18 protein-coding genes are annotated in these 18697 nt (G+C 64.1%); 11 read left to right on the top strand and 7 right to left on the bottom strand.

Features of this window, described 5'->3' with window-relative positions; all coding sequences use genetic code 11:
• Window positions 1-140: 140 nt before the first annotated feature.
• Window positions 141-1712, bottom strand: a complete 1572-nt coding sequence (locus tag AB1A62_RS10525; RefSeq protein ID WP_366661449.1) for a Re/Si-specific NAD(P)(+) transhydrogenase subunit alpha — start codon at window positions 1710-1712, stop codon at window positions 141-143.
• Window positions 1713-1850: 138 nt separating this feature from the next.
• Complete coding sequence (locus tag AB1A62_RS10530) at window positions 1851-2300, bottom strand: isoprenylcysteine carboxylmethyltransferase family protein (protein WP_366661450.1); 450 nt, start codon at window positions 2298-2300, stop codon at window positions 1851-1853.
• 354 nt (window positions 2301-2654) lie between these two features.
• On the opposite strand from AB1A62_RS10530, the gene AB1A62_RS10535 reads away from it, so the two are divergent.
• From AB1A62_RS10535 to kynA, 4 genes are all read left to right on the top strand, one after another.
• Window positions 2655-3407 (top strand): SDR family oxidoreductase, encoded by a 753-nt coding sequence (locus tag AB1A62_RS10535; protein ID WP_366661451.1) that lies wholly within the window; start codon window positions 2655-2657, stop codon window positions 3405-3407.
• A complete protein-coding gene (locus AB1A62_RS10540) occupies window positions 3407-3784 on the top strand; it encodes an MmcQ/YjbR family DNA-binding protein (protein WP_366661452.1) in 378 nt (125 codons plus the stop codon). Before AB1A62_RS10535 ends, AB1A62_RS10540 begins: the two co-directional genes overlap by 1 nt.
• A gap of 81 nt (window positions 3785-3865) precedes the next feature.
• Window positions 3866-5059 carry a kynureninase gene (gene kynU / locus AB1A62_RS10545; RefSeq protein ID WP_366661453.1) on the top strand — a complete coding sequence of 398 codons (1194 nt, stop codon included), beginning with the start codon at window positions 3866-3868 and terminating at the stop codon, window positions 5057-5059.
• 149 nt (window positions 5060-5208) lie between these two features.
• Window positions 5209-6042 carry a tryptophan 2,3-dioxygenase gene (kynA, locus tag AB1A62_RS10550; RefSeq protein ID WP_366661454.1) on the top strand — a complete coding sequence of 278 codons (834 nt, stop codon included), beginning with the start codon at window positions 5209-5211 and terminating at the stop codon, window positions 6040-6042.
• A 33-nt stretch (window positions 6043-6075) separates the two neighbouring features.
• On the opposite strand, the gene AB1A62_RS10555 is transcribed toward kynA, so the two are convergent.
• Window positions 6076-6657, bottom strand: a complete 582-nt coding sequence (locus AB1A62_RS10555) for a helix-turn-helix domain-containing protein (protein WP_366661455.1) — start codon at window positions 6655-6657, stop codon at window positions 6076-6078.
• A 93-nt stretch (window positions 6658-6750) separates the two neighbouring features.
• Here AB1A62_RS10555 and AB1A62_RS10560 point away from each other — a divergent pair, with 93 nt between their 5' ends.
• From AB1A62_RS10560 to AB1A62_RS10575, 4 genes are all read left to right on the top strand, one after another.
• The gene (locus AB1A62_RS10560) at window positions 6751-7215 is read left to right on the top strand and encodes a (2Fe-2S)-binding protein (protein WP_366661456.1); all 465 of its coding nucleotides are present in this window, start codon (window positions 6751-6753) and stop codon (window positions 7213-7215) included.
• Window positions 7216-7218: 3 nt separating this feature from the next.
• Complete coding sequence (locus AB1A62_RS10565) at window positions 7219-9459, top strand: molybdopterin cofactor-binding domain-containing protein (RefSeq protein ID WP_366661457.1); 2241 nt, start codon at window positions 7219-7221, stop codon at window positions 9457-9459.
• Between the two features lie 140 nt (window positions 9460-9599).
• Window positions 9600-9959, top strand: coding sequence for a metalloregulator ArsR/SmtB family transcription factor (locus AB1A62_RS10570; RefSeq protein WP_366661458.1), 360 nt, complete (start codon window positions 9600-9602; stop codon window positions 9957-9959).
• A complete protein-coding gene (locus tag AB1A62_RS10575) occupies window positions 9937-10407 on the top strand; it encodes an SRPBCC family protein (protein WP_366661459.1) in 471 nt (156 codons plus the stop codon). The genes AB1A62_RS10570 and AB1A62_RS10575 overlap by 23 nt, the downstream gene beginning before the upstream one ends.
• A 41-nt stretch (window positions 10408-10448) precedes the next feature.
• On the opposite strand, the gene AB1A62_RS10580 is transcribed toward AB1A62_RS10575, so the two are convergent.
• Together AB1A62_RS10580 and AB1A62_RS10585 are read right to left on the bottom strand one after the other, a co-directional pair.
• Window positions 10449-11228: a gamma-glutamyl-gamma-aminobutyrate hydrolase family protein gene (locus AB1A62_RS10580; RefSeq protein ID WP_366661460.1), complete on the bottom strand. Its 780-nt coding sequence runs from the start codon at window positions 11226-11228 to the stop codon at window positions 10449-10451.
• A 106-nt stretch (window positions 11229-11334) separates the two neighbouring features.
• On the bottom strand, window positions 11335-11955 hold the full coding sequence (locus AB1A62_RS10585; RefSeq protein ID WP_366661461.1) for a cupin domain-containing protein: 621 nt from the start codon (window positions 11953-11955) through the stop codon (window positions 11335-11337).
• Window positions 11956-12112: 157 nt separating this feature from the next.
• On the opposite strand from AB1A62_RS10585, the gene AB1A62_RS10590 reads away from it, so the two are divergent.
• Entirely contained in the window at window positions 12113-12592 is a 480-nt protein-coding gene (locus AB1A62_RS10590) for a fasciclin domain-containing protein (RefSeq protein ID WP_366661462.1), read from the top strand.
• An 86-nt stretch (window positions 12593-12678) separates the two neighbouring features.
• Here AB1A62_RS10590 and AB1A62_RS10595 read toward each other — a convergent pair whose 3' ends face one another.
• Window positions 12679-13107, bottom strand: a complete 429-nt coding sequence (locus tag AB1A62_RS10595; protein WP_366661463.1) for a heme-binding protein — start codon at window positions 13105-13107, stop codon at window positions 12679-12681.
• Between the two features lie 114 nt (window positions 13108-13221).
• Window positions 13222-15369 carry a malate synthase G gene (locus tag AB1A62_RS10600; RefSeq protein WP_366661464.1) on the bottom strand — a complete coding sequence of 716 codons (2148 nt, stop codon included), beginning with the start codon at window positions 15367-15369 and terminating at the stop codon, window positions 13222-13224.
• 221 nt (window positions 15370-15590) lie between these two features.
• Here AB1A62_RS10600 and pepN point away from each other — a divergent pair, with 221 nt between their 5' ends.
• Window positions 15591-18143, top strand: coding sequence for an aminopeptidase N (pepN, locus tag AB1A62_RS10605; RefSeq protein WP_366661465.1), 2553 nt, complete (start codon window positions 15591-15593; stop codon window positions 18141-18143).
• Entirely contained in the window at window positions 18136-18594 is a 459-nt protein-coding gene (locus AB1A62_RS10610; RefSeq protein WP_366661466.1) for a hypothetical protein, read from the top strand. Before pepN ends, AB1A62_RS10610 begins: the two co-directional genes overlap by 8 nt.
• Window positions 18595-18697: the final 103 nt, after the last annotated feature.

Consider the following 18697-nt stretch of genomic DNA (forward strand, 5'->3'; position numbering starts at 1 on the left):
GACCCATGCCGGCGATGCCGTACCAGACCGCGCGTTTGGCGCTTTCCTGGTTCGAAAGCCCGCCGAGGCTGAGGATGAAAAGAACAGCCGCAACAACATAGGCGGCGGTGGTGAAACCGTAATCCATGTGCCCGGCCTCCTTAAGATTTCTGGAACATGGCGAGCATGCGCCGGGTGACGAGGAAGCCGCCGAAGATGTTGATCCCGGCCATGAAGACGCTGAGCGCCGCCAGCAGGATCACCAGGAAGCTGCCGGAGCCGATCTGCATCAGCGCGCCCAGGATGATGATCGAGGAGATCGCGTTGGTGACCGCCATCAGCGGCGTGTGCAGCGAGTGGGCAACGCCCCAGATCACCTGGAAGCCGACGAAGCAGGCCAGCGCAAAGACGATGAAATGCTGCATGAAGCTCACCGGCGCAAAGAGGCCCACCAGCAGCAAGAGCGCGCCGCCGCCCGCCAGCATCGTGACCTGGCTCTTGGTCTGCGCCTTGAAGGCTTCGATTTCCTTGGCGCGTTTTTCCTCCGGGGTCAGTTCCGGCACCGTTTCCTTGGGCTTGGCCGCAATCGCCTGCACCTTGGGCGGCGGCGGCGGGAAGGTGATCTCGCCCTCAAACGTGACGGTCGCGCCGCGGATCACGTCGTCCTCCATGTCGTGGTTGACCTGGCCGTCCTTTTCCGGCGTGAGGTCGGCCATCATGTGGCGGATGTTGGTGGCATAAAGCGACGAGGACTGCGCCGCCATCCGGGACGGGAAATCCGTGTAGCCGATGATGGTGACGCCGTTGTCCGTGACGACTTTCTCGTCCTTGACGGTGCCTTCCACATTGCCGCCGCGCTCGGCGGCCAGGTCGACGATCACCGAGCCCGGCTTCATCGCCGCCACCATGTCGGCGAGCCACAGCTTGGGCGCCTCGCGGTTGGGGATCAGCGCGGTGGTGATGACGATGTCCATCTCCGGCGCCAGCTCGCGGAATTTGGCGAGCTGCGCTTCGCGGAACTCGGGCGAGGAGACCGCCGCATAGCCGCCGGTGGCGGCGCCGTCCTGCTGCTCCTCCTCGAAGTCGAGATAGACGAACTCGGCGCCCATCGATTCCACCTGCTCGGCCACTTCGGGCCGCACGTCGAAGGCATAGGTGACAGCGCCAAGCGAGGTCGAGGTGCCGATGGCGGCAAGCCCCGCCACCCCGGCGCCGACCACCAGGACCTTTGCCGGGGGCACCTTGCCCGCGGCAGTGATCTGGCCGGTGAAGAAGCGGCCGAAGTTGTTGCCCGCCTCGATGACGGCGCGGTAGCCCGCGATATTGGCCATCGAGCTGAGCGCGTCCATCTTCTGCGCGCGGGAGATCCGCGGCACCATTTCCATGGCGATGACATTGGCCTTCTTCGACTTGGCCAATTCCATGCCTTCTTCATTGCCGGCCGGGTTGAAGAAGGAAATCAGCGTCTTGCCCTTGGTCAGCCGCTTCAGCTCGGTGGCGTCCGGCTGGCGCACCTTGGCGACGATGTCGCAGGCCTTCCACAGCGCCGCCGGGGTCTTGATGATCTCCACCCCCGCGGCCTCATAAGCCGCATCGGAAAACCCCGCCGCAGCCCCGGCCCCGGCCTCGATCGCGCAATCGTAGCCCAGCTTCTGCAGCTGCGCCGCAGACTCCGGCGTCATCGCAACCCGGTTCTCGCCGGGAAAAGTTTCTTTTGGTGTACCTATTTTCACCTTCTTGGTCCCCCTCGTCTTGCCCGTGCCAGCAACGCCTGGGTACGGATCACAATGATTTTCTCTACATCGCGCAAGATTATTGCGCAAGGATTTTGCCGCAATGCCGCGAAGTCATGCCGCAATGCCGCATTGACGTCACATCCAGCGGCGCACCTTCTGCTCGTAGCGCGCCCAGTCGGCGCGGAACGTCCGGCGCATCCTGTCTTCCTCCGGAATGACAAAGCGTTTTTCCAGCACCCAGAGGAACACCGGGATCAGCGGCAGAGACAGCACCGCATCGAACCACAGGATGAGGCCTGCCAGGATCAGCACGTCGCCCAGGTAGATCGGGTTGCGGGTGCGGCTGAAGATCCCCGATTGCACCAGGCGGCTGGGCGTCTGGTGCGGGATCACGGTGGTTTTCTGGCGCCGCATTTCAGTGATTGCCAGCAGCGCCAGCAGGATGCCGCCGCCCACCAGAATGCCCGCCAGGAATTCCGCCCAGGCCCCGCCGAAGGATAGCCCGAAGGCAAAATGCGCCGGCTGCAGCCAGGCCGCCGCGGCAAATCCCGCAAGCCACAGGGGCGGCACGTCCAGCCACCGCATCACGCCCTGCCCTCTTGCAGTATTCTGTCTGAAACAACACGCATCGCGGGCAACCTTCCCTTATCCGGCCTGCTCGTCCAGCCCGCTTTGGCCGGGATTGAAAGAAAAGGACAATTTGCCCCACATGCCGCGAAAACGGCGAATCCGTTCCCGCATGCGGCATGATCCTGCATAGTTTCTTCCGGAAGCCTATGTATTTCTTTGTGTACTGAGCGGCTGGCGGCCCGCTGTTGCACCGGGCTGTGCCGCCGGGACATGCACTCCCGCCCCCGGGGGGCAGCGTGACGGCACGGCGGGGTTGCCAGCTGCCGCCGCCCGGTTAGGCTGATCCGCAAAACAGGGAGGCTGGATTTCATGGCATTGCAAGGCAAACACGCGCTGGTCACCGGCGGCGGCACCGGGATCGGACTGGCGATTGCCCGGGCTCTGGCTGCCGAGGGCGCGCAGGTTACCATTACCGGACGCAGGCAGGAAATGCTGGAGGAGGTTGCAGCGGATGGGCTGCATCCGCTGGCAATGGATGTGCGCGACGAAGAGGACGTGGCGGCCAAGGCGGACGCAGCAGTGGCGGCCCGCGGCCCCATTCAGATCTGCGTTGCCAATGCCGGCGTTGCTGAGGGAGCAGCGCTGCACAAGACCTCGATGGAGTTCTGGCGCAACATGATGGCGACCAACCTGGACGGGGCCTTCCTGACAATCCGGGAGTGTTTCAAGTCGATGCGGGAGACCGATTGGGGGCGGGTGATCACCGTGTCCTCCATCGCGGGCCTGCGCGGGCTGAAGGGCGGCGCCTGCTACACGGCCAGCAAACACGGGCTGGTTGGCCTGACCCGCGCGCTGAGCGAGGATTACCTGGGCACGCCGTTCACCTTCAACGCGCTGTGCCCCGGTTATGTCGACACCCCGATTGTCGAGCGCAACATCACCTCGATCGCCCAGCGCGCAGGCCTGAGCGCGGTGGAGGCGCTGGACGTGATGGTCAACGCCAACCGCCACAAGCGGCTGATCGAGCCGGAGGAAGTGGCCGCCGCCGCCTTGTGGCTGTGCGGGCCGGGATCCGGGTCAGTGAACGGCCAATGCATCGAAATCTCGGGCGGGCAGATGTGATGGACCGCAAGGCTTTCAATGCGTTCTGCGCCACCTTCCCGGCGGCGGAGCATGTGGTGCAATGGGGCAATTCTGACGTCTGGAAGGCGGGCGGCAAGCTGTTTGCGGTTTGCGGCTGGGCCGATGGCAGGGACGCCTTCACCTTCAAGGCCGGAGAGATTGCCTATGAAGTGCTGCAGGAGCGCCCCGGGGTCCGCCCGGCGCCCTATTTGGCGTCGCGGGGCATGAAATGGCTGCAGCAGTTTGACGACAACGGCCTGACGGATGCGGAGCTGAAGGAACAGATCACCCTGTCCTATCAGATGGTGACTGCGAAGCTTTCGAAGAAGAAGCGCGCCGAGTCCGGAATACCGGATCCCCAGCCGGCAGGCGGCTAGGCACTGGACAGAACGGCCAGGATGCGGTAGCAAACCGGAAAAGCTTCAAGCTTAAAATACCCATCAGACGCGAGGCCCTCCATGACCGATTTTGCCGCAACCAAGGCGATGTTCGACCTGCCCGAAGGGGTGATCTACCTGGACGGCAACTCGCTGGGCCCCCTGCCCCGCGCAGCCAGGGAGCGCGTCGGGGCGATGATGCAGGACGAATGGGGCCAGATGCTGATCACCGGCTGGAACAAGGCCGGCTGGATGGACAAGCCCAAGTCGCTGGGGGACCGGATCGGGCGGCTGATCGGGGCGGAGCCCGGCCATGTGGTGATGGGTGACACGCTGTCGATCAAGGTTTACCAGGCGGTGGCCTCGGCGCTGGAGCTGAATCCGGGCCGCAAGGTGGTGCTGTCGGACAACGGCAACTTCCCCACCGACCTGTATATGGCAGACGGGCTGCTGAAGTCGCTGGGGCCGGACTATGAGCTGCGGGTCGTCGACCCGGAGGCGGTCGAGGACGCCATCACCGAGGACATCGCGGTGCTGATGATCACCGAGGTGGACTACCGCACCGGCCGCAAGCACGACATGAAGGCGCTGACCGAGAAGGCCCACGCCCATGGCGTGCTGACGGTCTGGGACCTGGCCCATTCCGCGGGCGCCATTCCGGTGGATCTGGCCGGGTGCAAGGCGGATTTTGCGGTGGGCTGCACGTATAAATACCTCAATGGCGGCCCCGGCGCGCCGGCCTTCATCTATGTTTCGCCGCGCCACGCGGAGACCGCCCGCCCCGCCCTGTCGGGCTGGCTGGGGCATGAGGCGCCCTTTGCCTTCGACCTCGACTACCGGCCCGGCAGCGGCATCGACCGGATGCGCGTCGGCACCCCGCCGATCCTGCAGCTGACCGCGCTGGAGGCGGCGATGGATATCTGGGACAAGGCCGACATGAACTCCGTGCGCGCCAAGTCCATCGCGCTGTGCGACCTGTTCATCGCCGAAGTTGAGAAGAGCTGCCCGCAGCTGGAGCTAGCCTCGCCGCGCGATCCGGCCTTCCGCGGCAGCCAGGTGTCGTTCAAGTTCGACGAGGGCTATGCCGCGATGCAGGCGCTGATTGCCCGCGGCGTGATCGGCGATTTCCGGGCGCCGGATATCATGCGGTTCGGCTTCACCCCGCTGTATATTGACGAGGGCGACGTGCGCACCGCGGTCGAGATCATTGCAGATGTCATGACAAACGCCCTGTGGGACCGGCCGGAATACATGGTCCGCCACGCGGTCACCTGATGCGCCTGCGCCGAGCATACCACATTCCTCTCTGCCGCCCGGCGGGCTGGGTTGCGCTGTGGCGCCGCCTGGCCCAATGCGGCACCCTGAACCGGAGGACGGCTTCCTTTCCCTGACTTATGCTACACTTAGGAAAAGGAACGACTCCGATGACCCAACCCTACGATCCCGCCGACGACGGCGCCCAGATGTCCTTTGACGGGCGCATGTCCTATGGCGATTACCTGTCGCTCGACATGCTGCTGAACGCGCAGAAGACATGGACCAATACCCATGACGAAATGCTGTTCATCATCCAGCACCAGACCTCTGAGCTGTGGATGCGGCTGGCCATTCACGAAATCAGCGCCGCCCGCGAACGGCTGCTGGGCGGCCAGGCGCGGCAGGCCTTCAAGATGCTGGCGCGGGTGGCGCGCATCTTCGAGCAGCTCAATTCTGCCTGGGACGTGCTGCGCACCATGACCCCCTCGGATTACACCGCGTTCCGGGACGAGCTGGGCCAAAGCTCAGGCTTCCAGTCGCACCAGTACCGGCAGATCGAATTCATGCTGGGCAACCGCAACAAGGCGATGCTGCGCCCGCATGCCCACCGCCCGGACATTCTGGCGCTGCTGGAGGCGGAACTGGCGCAGCCGTCGCTTTATGATGTGGCGCTGAAGGCGCTGGGGCAGAGCTTTGCGCTGCCCGATGAGGTGGTGAACCGGGATGTGTCGGAAGCCTATAAGCCGCATGAGGCGGTGCAGGCCGCCTGGACCGAGGTCTACCGCGACACCGAGGCCCACTGGGAGCTGTATGAGCTGGCCGAGAAACTGGTGGATTTCGAGGATTACTTCCGCCGCTGGCGCTTCAACCATGTGACCACGGTGGAGCGCGTCATCGGCTTCAAGCGCGGCACCGGCGGCACCGGCGGCGTCAGCTATCTGAAACGGATGCTGGAGGTGGAGCTGTTCCCCGAGCTCTGGCACCTGCGCACCGAGCTCTGAAATAGTTGACGGGCCGCACTGACGGCCCGCTCATCACCGGGGCGTCAGTCCGGCCCCGGCCAGGGCCGCCAGCTGGCGCACCCCGGTTTGATACTCGGCATAGTCGCCGGCCGTTTGCTTGATCCCTTTCAGGGAGGCGCAGATGGTGCGGGCGACTTCTGCGGCATCGCCGCTCAGAACCGCCCGGCCTGCCTGGGCCTCCTTCTGCAGCCAATCGGCATAGATGCCGCTCAGGGCGGCTTCGCCCTCTGCGATCACTTCGCCTGCGACACTCTTGGTGATCTCGAACAACTCCATCCCGTGCGGCGAGGACATCATCATTTGCACGCCCTCCCCGGCCTGGCCTTCAAAGGCCGCCAGCAGCCGCTCCGGCAGCGGCCCCGGTTCCGCCAGCGCGGCCCGCACCCCGGCAGCCGCAGTGCCGTAATAGGCGGCCACCAGCGCCCGGAAGATCGCTTCCTTGTTCTTGAAATGCAGATAGAGCGCGGGCCGCGACATACCCGCCCCCTTGGCGATGTCATCCATCGAGGTCTTGCGGAACCCGTAAGTTGAGAACGCCGCCCAGGCGGCCTCAAGGATTGCCTGCTGTTTCGGATCAATGCCTGCCATGTTCATATTTCCGCTTCTGACATTGTTTGTAAAAAATGTCAATTGACACCCTGACAAAACTCGTTATTTTTGTCAGAAGCACAGCAAGGGAGCCCCGCCATGCCAACAGACCTGCGCATCAATGGAAAAACCCATCAGGTGGATCTGCCTGATGATGTGCCCCTCCTCTGGGTTCTGCGGGACGAGGTCGGCCTCACCGGCACCAAGTTCGGCTGCGGCGTGGCCGCCTGCGGCGCCTGCACCGTCCATATCGACGGCGAGGCGGTGCGCTCCTGCCAGGTGGCGCTTTCGGATGTCTGGGGCGAAGTAACCACGATTGAGGGCCTGGGCACGCCAGACGCGATGGCAGCAATCCAGCAGGCCTGGGTGGAGCACCAGGTGGCCCAATGCGGCTATTGCCAGTCCGGCCAGATCATGCAGGCAGCCAGCCTCTTGGCAGAGAACCCGGCCCCCTCGGACGCGGAGATTGACGAGGCGATGCAAGGCAACCTGTGCCGCTGCGGCACCTACCCGCGCATCCGTGCCGCCATCCATTCCGCCGCCAAGAAGATCCAGGAGGCGTAAGTCATGGCCAGCTTCAAGAAAATCGCCCGCCGCTCCTTCCTGATCGGGTCCGCCGCCATCGTTGGCGGGGTCGCCTTTGGCGCCTATTACGTCAGCCGTCCGGCCCCGAACCCGCTGAAACCGGCAGAAGGCGAAGCGGCCTTCAACCCGTTTGTGATGATCTCGGACCAGAAGATCACCCTGATCGCCCCGCGCGCCGAAATGGGCCAGGGCGTGCACACCACCTGGGCCGCGCTGATCGCCGAGGAACTGGACGTGACGCTGGATCAGGTGGAGGTCATCCACGGGCCTGCCGCCACGGCCTATTACAACTCTGCCCTGCTGGGGGAGGTGATCCCCTCCAAGGGCTACGACAAGTCCCGCTTCATGCATTCGCTGGGCGAGGCGCTTGGCCATGCGGGCAAGCTGATGGACATGCAGGTGACCGGCGGCTCCTCCTCGATGAAGGACGGGTATGAGCGGATGCGGGCGGCGGGCGCCTCTGCCCGGGAAACACTGAAGCTGGCCGCGGCCAACCGGCTGGGTATTTCCGCCAGCCAGCTGTCGACCAAGGACGGCAAGGTGATTGCGCCCGGCAACATTGAGATTGCTTATACCGATCTGGCTTCTGAGGCCGCCGAGCTGGAACCGGTCGAGGCCCAGCTGCGCCACCGCAGCGAGTGGAAACTGCTGGGCAAGGCGCAGCCGCGTGTGGATATGCCCGGCAAGGCCACCGGCACCGCAGAGTTCGGTATCGACGTGCGCCTGCCGGGGATGAAATTCGCAGCCCTCAAGGCCAACCCGCACCTTGGCGGCGCCATGAACGGCTTTGACGCAAGCGATGCGCTGCAGATGCCGGGCGTTGAGAAAGTTGTGGACCTGGGCAATGCCTTTGCCGTGGTTGCAAACAACACATGGCTCGCGATCCAAGCCGCCGAGGCAGTAGTGGCAGACTGGGACCCCGCGCCCATTCCGGAGACACAAACGGAAATCCAGGACGCCATCCGTGCCGCCTTTGACGCCGAGCCGAACTCTACCCTGCGCGATGATGGCGATGTCTCGGCGCTTCCCCAGGGCGCGCAGGAAGTGACCGCCGAATACGAGGTACCCTTCCTTGCCCACGCGACGATGGAGCCGCTCAATGCCACCGCGCTGTACGACGGCGGCAAACTGCAGCTCTGGAGCGGTAATCAGGGGCCGCTTCTCACCCGCAACCATTGCGCCGATGCGTTGGGGATCGACCCCGAACAGGTCGAGGTGAACACCCCGCTGATGGGCGGCGGCTTCGGGCGGCGCGGCGAGATGGATTTCTCAGTCTACGCCGCCAAGCTGGCGCGGCAGATGCGGGGCACCCCGGTGCAGCTCACCTGGAGCCGGGAAGAGGACATGACCCATGACTTCTACCGCCCCGGCGCCATGGCCCGGATGCGGGGCGCGGTGAAGGACGGCAGCGCGGTCCTGCTGGACGGCCAGATCGCCAGCCAGGCGCTGACCCCGCAACTGATGAACCGCTGGTTCGGCATGACCCCCGCCGGCCCGGACACAACGCTGGTCGACGGGGCCTTCAACCAGCCCTACGGCATCCCCAACTTCCGCATCCGCGGCCATGCAGCCGAGCTGCAGGTCCCGATTGGCGCCTGGCGGTCGGTCGGGGCCTCCTTCAACGGGTTCTTCATGGAAAGCTTCCTGGACGAGATGGCCCATGCAGCCGGCGCCGACCCGCTGGAGTTCCGCCTGGCCCTCACCCGCCAGGAATGGGCGCCCGCGGCCAAGGTTCTGGAAGCGGTCAAGGAGATGTCCGGCTGGACCGGCAAGACGCCTGACGGCGTGGGCCGGGGCGTCGCCATGACCTACAGCTTCGGCACCCCGGTCGCCCAGGTGATCGAGGTGGCAGAGGAAGACGGGCTGATCCGCCTCAGGAAGGCCTGGATCGCCGCCGACCTGGGGGTTGCGCTCGACCCGCAGAACCTGGAAGCACAGATGTTCGGCGGCATGGCCTATGGGCTGTCAGCGGCGATGTTCGGAGAAATCACCTTTGCCGAAGGTGCCGCCGAGCAAGGCAACTTCCCCGATTACGACGCCATCCGCATGCACACCATGCCGCAAGTGGAGGTGCGCATTCTGGAAGAGCAGACCCATATCAGCGGCGCGGGCGAACCCGGCACCCCGCCGGCCGCCCCGGCCCTGGCAAACGCGCTGTTCGACCTCACCGGTAAGCGCGCGCGGCGGCTGCCGCTGATGCATGATTTCGATCTGCTCATCTGACCCGTTTCCACTCACCAAGCAGCAGTTGCGGCCCGCCTTTGCGCGGGCCGCAACCGTTCCGGGCGCCAGGTCCGGCCAAAAGATAGCTGATTGCCTAAGTTTTTCTTGACCAAGGCTGCGCGCAGGCAATACTTAGGCACATGGCTAAGCATGACCCGGACCTCGACCTCCTGTTCACTGCGCTTGGCGACCCGACCCGGCGCGCAATCCTGTCGTGGCTGGCGCGCGGCCCCGCCAGCGTGAGCGAACTTGCCGCCCCGCATGATATGGCGCTGCCTTCCTTTCTGGGCCACCTGAAGAAGCTTGAGGACGCCGGCCTGATAGAAACTGCCAAGTCCGGGCGCGTCCGGACCTGCTCACTTCTGCCGGACGCAATGCGCCCCGCCCGCAACTGGCTGGATGTGCAGAAGGCTGTCTGGGAAAAGCGGCTGGAGCAATTGGACGACTATGTAATGCAACTCATGAAGGAACGCGAACATGGACCTGGACCCGAAGACTGACCTCAGCTTCACCCGCAGCCTGGCGGCGCCGGTGCCGCTCCTGTGGGAATGCTGGACCACGCCCAAGCACATCATGCAGTTTTTCATCCCCAAGCCGCACAAGGTGACGGCCTGCGACATCGACCTGCGGGTTGGCGGCCGGTTCAACACGACCTTTGAGGTCGAAGGCAACGAAATGCAGAACACCGGTGTCTTCCTGGAGATCATCGACCAGAGAAAACTTGTCTTCACAGACACCTACAGCGAAGGATGGAAGCCCGCGCCGGACCCGTTCATGACCGCGATGGTGCTGTTTGAGGATGACGGAAAAGGCGGCACAACCTATACCGCAATTGCCCGCCACAGGTCCGCGGAGGCGCGGGAAACACATGAGAAGATGGGCTTCTACGATGGCTGGGGCACAGTTGCGGAGCAGCTCGAAGCCTACGCCAGAACACTTATCCGGTAACGCCGCCAGGCCTGGTCCCTGCCGAACGGCGGCTGCGGTCTTCAGGCTGACTTTTGCAAACCGGCCTGCGGACCGCCTTGTGCCCAGGCCCGGACGGCCGTGCCGAAGGCTTCGAACAGCGGCCGAGACACCGGGTCTGCGGCTGCTTCCCATTCCGGATGCCATTGCACCGACAGGGTGAAGCCCGGCGCATCCTTGATGTAGACCGCCTCCGGCGTGCCATCGGGCGCGTGGCCGTCGATCACCACCCGCGCGCCGGGGCGCTTGATGCCCTGGCCGTGCAGCGTGTTGGTCATCACTTCCTCGGCGCCGAAAAGACGGTGGAACACGCCGCCGGAGTTGAATTTGACCGTATGGCGCAGCGCGAATTTCTCCTCCAGCGTGCCATCCGGCGGCATCCGGTGGTTCATCCGGCCCGGCAGGTCGCGGATTTCCGGATGCAGCGTGCCGCCCATTGCCACATTCACCTCCTGAAAACCGCGGCAGATGCCCAGGAACGGCTGGCCGCGCTCCACGCAGGCGCGGATCAGCGGCAGGGTGATGGCGTCGCGGGCCCGGTCAAAGGCGCCATGCGCCTCGGTCTCGGCCTCGCCGTATTCGTTGGGGTGCACATTGGGCCGCCCGCCGGTCAGCAGGAAGCCGTCGAATGTGTTCAGCAGTTCCTCAACGGTGACAAAGCGCGGGTCCGACGGGATCATCAGCGGCATGCAGCCTGCGACCTCGGCAATGGCCTCCGAATTCATCGTCCCGCCCGCATGCACGGGATACTGATCGTTCAGCAGATAGGAATTGCCGATAATGCCTACTTTGGGTCGCGCCATGATCCGCCTGTATGTCCATGTCCTAAAGAAAACCTAGCTCTGCCACTGCCAGGGTTCAACAGCGCCAGCGGCGCAACAGATTGTTCACATGTGCACAGGCCCCGGCTCAGCCGCCCTCCCGGCCTGCTGGATTGCTGCCGGACACGACGGCGATCACCTTGCATCTTTGGCCGTCTGCAGCCCGGTAGCTGTGTTCGAAACCCGCATCGAAGTAGACCGAGTCCCCCTTCTGCAGCACTTCCGTCCTTCCATGAATGGCCAGTTGCAGGCTGCCCTCGATGACATAGAGCATCTCGGCACCCTCGTGGCTGTGCGGCTTGCTTTGCACCGCTGTTGCCGAAAACTCCGCCAGATATGCCTGAAACCGGCTTTTCGCGACCGGGAAGTCCAGGCTTTCAAACAAATAGGACACCGGCCCGTCCGTCTTATCCCCCAGTTTCAGCCGGTCGCTGGCCCGCACCACTTCGAACACCGGCTCTTCCTCTCCGGGTCCGAAGAAATGATCCAGCCCGACGCCGAACACCAGGGCAATCCGGAGCAGCGTCGCCAAGGTCGGGAACACCTGCCCGCGCTCAATCCGCGACAGCATGGCCGCCGACAGGCCGGTATGTTCCCCCAGCTGCGCCAGCCCCATGTCCTTGGCCAGGCGCAAGGCCCGCACTTTGGGGCCGATTCGGTAGGCTTCCAGCCCGTCCTGCAGGGTGTCTGACAGCGCTGTCCGGTTCACGGTTTCACCTCCAGAGCAAACTTACGCCCTCATTTTTAACTTCATGCAAAAATCATGCACATCACGTAAATGTGCACTGTATGCAAAAGTTTTGCATGAAACGCTGCATTCACCAAGGGGCTTTCTGCTCCTGCCAGTGACAAGAGGATTTTCCAAGATGTTTAACCGCCCTTCCCTGACAGCCCTCGCGATCGCCATCGGCCTGGCCCTGCCGGCAACCGCTCCTGCCGCATCCAAGGACATCGTCGACACTGCGGTTGAGGCCGGCAGCTTTGAAACCCTGGCCGCAGCCCTGACCGCCGCGGACCTGGTGGGCACGCTCAAGGGCGACGGGCCGTTCACGGTGTTCGCTCCCACCGACGAAGCCTTCGCCGCCCTGCCCGAAGGCACGGTTGAAAACCTGCTCAAGCCGGAAAACCGCGAGCAGCTGACCCAGATTCTCACCTACCACGTGGTGCCGGGCAAGGTGATGTCGTCGGATCTCAGCGACGGGATGAAAGCGGAAACCGTGATGGGCAAGGAGATCACGGTGTCCATGAACGGCGGTGTCAAGGTCAATGACGCCACGGTCACCACTGCGGATATCGAAACCGCAAACGGCGTCATCCATGTGATCGACACCGTCATCCTGCCCTAGGAGCGGAGCCCCCCTCAGCCCTGGGATCAGGGCAGAACTTCCGCTCAAAGAGCAGCCCCTCCCGCCCCCACGGGAGGGGCTTCTTTTCAGATTTCGCCTTGCAGGCCAGCGGCCTCGATGCCGGCAAGGGCTGCAATGGCATCATTGTCGGAGGTATCGCCGGTCACGCCGACCGCGCCGATCACCGCACCCTCCGCGCCGCGCACCAGCACGCCGCCCGGCACCGGGACCACCTGGCCGCCGTAAACGCCATTCACCGCTGCCATGAAATAGGCCTGCGCCTCTGCCCGCGCCATCTGGGCGCTGCCCGCCATTCCCAGCATCACTGAGCCGTAGGCCTTGCCATGCGCAATCGGGAAACGGCCCGGCGCGGCTCCGTCCTCGCGCTCGAACGCCTGCACATGGCCGCCCGCATCCAGCACCACCACCGACAGCGGCTTCAGGTTCAGTTCGCGTCCTTTCTCCAAGGCCACCCGAATAATGGTGCGTGCCTGTTCCAGTGAAATATCAGCCATGGGTCCTGCCCCTTCCGTTCGCGTGACGTTACGGAACAGAAAAGGAGGCCAAAAGACCCCCTTTGACTACCCCTTTCTGCGGGGAAACTGTTTCATCCGGTCAGTTTGCCGCGGTCAGCCTGCGGCTTCCCGGGCCTTCAGCTCCAGGCGGCGGGCGTGCAGTACCGGCTCGGTATAGCCCGACGGCTGCACCCGGCCCTTGAACACCAGATCGCAGGCCGCCTTGAAGGCAATGGTGTCATAGCCCGGCGCCATCGGGCGGTAAGTATTGTCGCCGCGGTTCTGCTCATCCACCACCTTTGCCATCTTGCGCAGAGAGCCCATCACCTCCTCCTCGGAAACAACGCCATGGTGCAGCCAATTGGCGATGTGCTGGGCGGAAATCCGGCAGGTGGCGCGGTCCTCCATCAGGCCGACGTCGTTGATGTCCGGCACTTTGGAGCATCCCACCCCCTGGTCAACCCAGCGTACCACATAGCCCAGGATGCCTTGCGCGTTGTTGTCCACTTCGCGGGCAATCTGGCGCGGGGTCCACTTGCGGTAGGTCGCCAGCGGGATTTCCAGGATGCCGTCCACATGGGCGCGGCGGCCGACCTCTTTCAGCTTGGCCTGCACCGCCAGCACATCCACCTTGTGGTAATGCAGCGCGTGCAGCGTTGCAGCGGTCGGGCTCGGCACCCAGGCGCAGTTGGCGCCGGATTTAGGGTGTTCGATCTTCTGCTCCAGCATCGCCGCCATCATGTCGGGCATCGCCCACATGCCCTTGCCGATCTGCGCCTTGCCGGACAGGCCGCATTCTAGGCCGATATCCACATTCAGGTTCTCATAGGCGCCGATCCAGGCCTTGCGCTTGATGAAATCCTTGCGGGAGAACGGTCCCGCCTCCATCGAAGTATGGATCTCGTCGCCGGTGCGGTCCAGGAAGCCGGTGTTGATGAAGGCCACCCGGTGCTTGGCGGCGCGGATGCATTCCTTGAGGTTCACCGAGGTGCGGCGTTCCTCGTCCATGATGCCGATCTTCACGGTGTGGCGCGGCAGGCCCAGGATGTCCTCGACCCTATCGAAGATCCGGTCGGTAAAGGCGACCTCCTCCGGCCCGTGCATCTTGGGCTTCACCACATAGACCGAGCCGTGGGCGGAGTTGCCGCCGTCGCGCTTCAGGTCGTGTTTGGCGATCATCACGGTGATGAGCGCATCCAGCAGGCCCTCGTATGCCTCATTGCCGTCCTGATCCAGCACCGCCGGGTTGGTCATCAGATGGCCCACATTGCGCACCCACAACAGGGCGCGGCCCTTCACCGACATGGCAGAGCCGTCCGGCGCGGTATAGCCGAAATCCGGGTTCAGGCGGCGGGTGATGGTCTTGCCGCCCTTCTCCAGGTTGGCCTCCAGGTCGCCCTTCATCAGGCCCAGCCAGTTGGAATAGGCCAGCACCTTGTCCTCGGCATCGACGCAGGCGACCGAGTCCTCGCAGTCCATGATCGCCGACATCGCGCTTTCCAGCCGCACATCGGCCAGGCCCGCCTGATCGCGGGCGCCGATCGCATGGGCGCGGTCGAACACAAGCTCCACATGCAGCCCGTTGTTGCGCAGCAGCACGGATTCCGGCGCCTTGGGGTTGCCGCGATAGCCTGCGAATTTCTCCGGCTGCGCCAGCGGCAGGTCGTCAACCAGCAGCTGACCGTCCTGCACGTGATACCGGCGCACGTCCGCATGGCTGGCCCCGTCAATCGGGAATGCCTCGTCCAGGAACACCCGCGCCCGCGCCACAACCCGCGCACCGCGGCCCTTGTCATAGCCGCCCTTGGGGGCCGGGGTGCCCATCGCGTCAGTGCCATAAAACCCGTCATAAAGGCTGCCCCAGCGCGCATTCGCCGCGTTCAGCGCGTAGCGCGCGTTGGTGATCGGCACCACCAGCTGCGGGCCGGGCACCGATGCGATCTCGGGGTCCACATTCTGCGTTTCGATCTCGAAATCGCCGCCTTCCGGCAGCAGATAACCAATATCGCTCAGGAACGCCTTATAGGCCTCGTGGTCGTGCGGCTTGTCGCGGTTGGCGATGTGCCAAGCGTCGATCTTGGCCTGGATCTCTTCCCGCTTGGCCAGCAGCGCGCGGTTTTCCGAGCCAAAGCCGTTCACCAGTTCCGCCAGGCCCTTCCAGAATGCCTCGGCCTCGATTCCGGTGCCCGGCAGCGCCTGCTTCTCGATGAACTCCGCCAGCTCCGGCGCAACCTGAATTCCCTGTTTTTCGACGCGGCTCATGACTTGCTCCTTCCGGCGGTACACCACTGTATGCTGACATCTAACTAGGGCAGAAGTTTCCGATCAGCAACAAAACACCCCATCGATGAAACCGAACTCAATTTCTTGATTTTCAAGAAAGTGCTGCGGATTTTTCTGAACCCGCAATTCTGCCGCCAATCCGCTTGCAGTCGCGCCCGCATCCTCTACACCTGAACAAAGCAGTGCAGAGGAGAACGAGAATGGCCAAGGACACGCCCCAGACCTTCTACCTGAAAGACTACACCCCCTTCGGGTTCGACGTCGAAAGCGTTCACCTGACCTTCCGCCTGACGCCGGAAACCACCCGCGTCCTGAGCAAAATCCGCTTTGCCCCGAAACCGGACGCGGCAGACAAGACCTTCTTCCTGCACGGCGAGGATTTGCAGCTGATCTCGGCCAAGATCGACGGCGAGACCGTGACACCGGAGCTAATCGAGGGCGGCCTGAAATGCGATGTGCCCAGCGCCCCCTTCACCTGGGAAGCCGAGGTGGAGATCAACCCGGCCGGCAATACCGCGCTGGAGGGGCTCTACATGTCCAACCGGATGTACTGCACCCAGTGCGAGGCCGAGGGCTTCCGCAAGATCACCTATTACCCCGACCGGCCTGACGTGATGTCCACCTTCACCGTGCGGATCGAGGGCGACGAGCCGGTGATGCTGTCAAACGGCAACCCCGCGGGCGCGGGCGAAGGCTGGGCCGAGTGGCACGATCCCTGGCCGAAACCGGCCTATCTGTTTGCGCTGGTGGCGGGCGATCTGGTGAACCACCCGGGCAGCTTCACCACCAAATCCGGCAAGGAGGTGGAGCTGAATATCTGGGTCCGCCCGGGTGATGAGGGCAAATGCGCCTTCGGCATGGAAGCGCTGAAGAAGTCGATGAAATGGGACGAGGACGTCTATGGCCTCGAATACGACCTGGAGCTGTTCAATATTGTCGCCGTCGACGACTTCAACATGGGCGCGATGGAGAACAAAGGGCTGAACATTTTCAACTCCTCCTGCGTTCTGGCATCGCCCGAGACCTCCACAGATGCCAATTTCGAACGCATCGAGGCAATCATCGCGCATGAGTATTTCCACAACTGGACCGGCAACCGCATCACCTGCCGTGACTGGTTCCAGCTCTGCCTGAAGGAAGGCCTGACCGTCTTCCGCGACGCCCAGTTCACCGCCGACATGCGCTCGGAACCGGTGAAGCGGATCGACGACGTAATTACGCTCCGCGCCCGCCAGTTCCCGGAGGACAACGGCCCCCTCGCCCATCCGCCGCGCCCGGAGCAGTTCCAGGAGATCAACAACTTCTACACCGCCACCGTCTATGAAAAAGGCGCCGAGGTGATCGGCATGCTGAAGCGGCTGGTGGGGGATGAGAACTACTACAAGGCGCTGAAGCTCTATTTCGAACGCCACGACGGCCAGGCCTGCACCATCGAGGACTGGCTGAAGGTGTTCGAGGACGCCACCGGGCGCGACCTCCAGCAGTTCAAACTGTGGTACAGCCAGGCCGGCACCCCGCGGGTCAAGGTCTCCGAGGACTATGCCGGCGGCACCTATACCCTGACATTCGAGCAATCGACGCCTCCGACGCCCGGCCAGCCCGACAAGGCACCGCGGGTGATCCCGATGGCGGTGGGCCTGTTGTCGCCCAACGGCGACGAAGTCCGCGCGACTGAGGTACTGGAACTGACAGAAGCCAAGCAGAGCTTCACCTTCGAGGGCCTCGCCTCAAAACCTGTGCCCTCGATCCTGCGTGAATTCTCCGCCCCGGTGATCCTGGAGCGCGAGACAACCAACGCCGAACGCGCCTTCCTGCTGGCCCATGATACCGACCCGTTCAACCGATGGGAGGCCGGCAACGCGCTGGCCAAGGAAACCCGCGTGGCCATGGTGCTGGACGGGGCTGCGCCTGATGCGGCCTATCTGGACGCGCTGGAAAAACTGGTGCGCGACGATGATCAGGACCCGGCGTTCCGGGCGCTGGTGCTGTCGCCGCCCAGCCAGTCCGACATCGCCCAGACCCTGCATGAGCGCGGCTATACCCCCGATCCGCAGAAGATCTACGACGCGGCTGAGACCTTCACCCAGACCCTGGCGCAGCAGCTGGAAACCAGCCTGCCCCGGCTTTACGCGGCCACGACGGTCGAAGGCCTCTACTCCCCGGATGCTGAAAGTGCCGGCAAGCGCGCCCTCAACGGCCGCATCCTGTCGCTGCTGACCCGGCTCGACGGCGGCGACCAGGCCGCGCGCCAGTACGCTGCCGCGGACAACATGACCCAGCAGTATGCCGCCCTCGCCGCGCTGTTGAAGGCTGAGAAGGGCGAGGTCCAAAGCCGGGCCTTCTTTGACCAATGGCAGGACGACCGGCTGGTGATGGACAAATGGTTTGCCCTGCAGATCGCCTGCGCCGCGCCGGAAAAGACCGCCGCCACCGCAAAGGCCCTCACTCAGCACGCGCTGTTTGACATGAAGAACCCCAACCGCTTCCGCGCCGTCTTTGGCGCGCTGGCGGGCAACCATGCGGGCTTCCACCATGCCAGCGGCGAGGGCTACCAGCTGCTGGCGGACAACCTGATTGCGCTGGACAAGCTGAACCCGCAGACCACCGCCCGCATGTGCGCGGCTTTCCAGACCTGGAAGCGCTATGACGCGGGCCGCCAGTCGCTGATCCGCGCCCAGCTCAGCCGGATTGCAGGCACCGAAGGCCTCAGCCGCGACACCAATGAAATGGTCACCCGGATCCTGGATGCCTGAGGCCCCCGGCACACCAGCCCCGGCGGAGGACTACAGCTTCTCCCGCCGGGGCCGCTCTGCCACCGCCATCATGGCGGCAGGCGGCTGGCTGGCGGCGCTTCTGGTGCTGTGGCAACTGCTGGATGCGGCCCTGTGGCTGGTGATCCTGCTGGCCCTGCCCGTTCTGCCCGCCATCGCCGACCTGATCCGCAACCCGTTGTCCGGGCTGAAGATTTCCCGGAACCGCATCGAATGGTTCACCGGCAAGCTGACCGGACAGGCCCAGCTGGACGAGATAGACCGGGTGCGGTTCGACACCCGCTGGGACTTTTCTGTGCGCGCCACGCTGATCCTGAAGAGCGGCAAACGAATCCGCCTGCCGCAAGAGGCCACCCCGCCGCATGCCGAGGCTGACGCGGAATTTCAGTTGCGCGGTATCCGCACGGAACGCCACCACTTCACTGCGTTCTGAGCCCGCCCGTCAAAACCCCGCCAATTCCAATTCGGATTTTAAACAGGCTTGCGCGATTAACCGCCTGCAGGCGTTAACTTCCTCAGTGCCGCCATCTTTGCGC

This window comes from Leisingera sp. JC11 (assembly GCF_040704725.1).
GTDB lineage: Bacteria > Pseudomonadota > Alphaproteobacteria > Rhodobacterales > Rhodobacteraceae > Leisingera.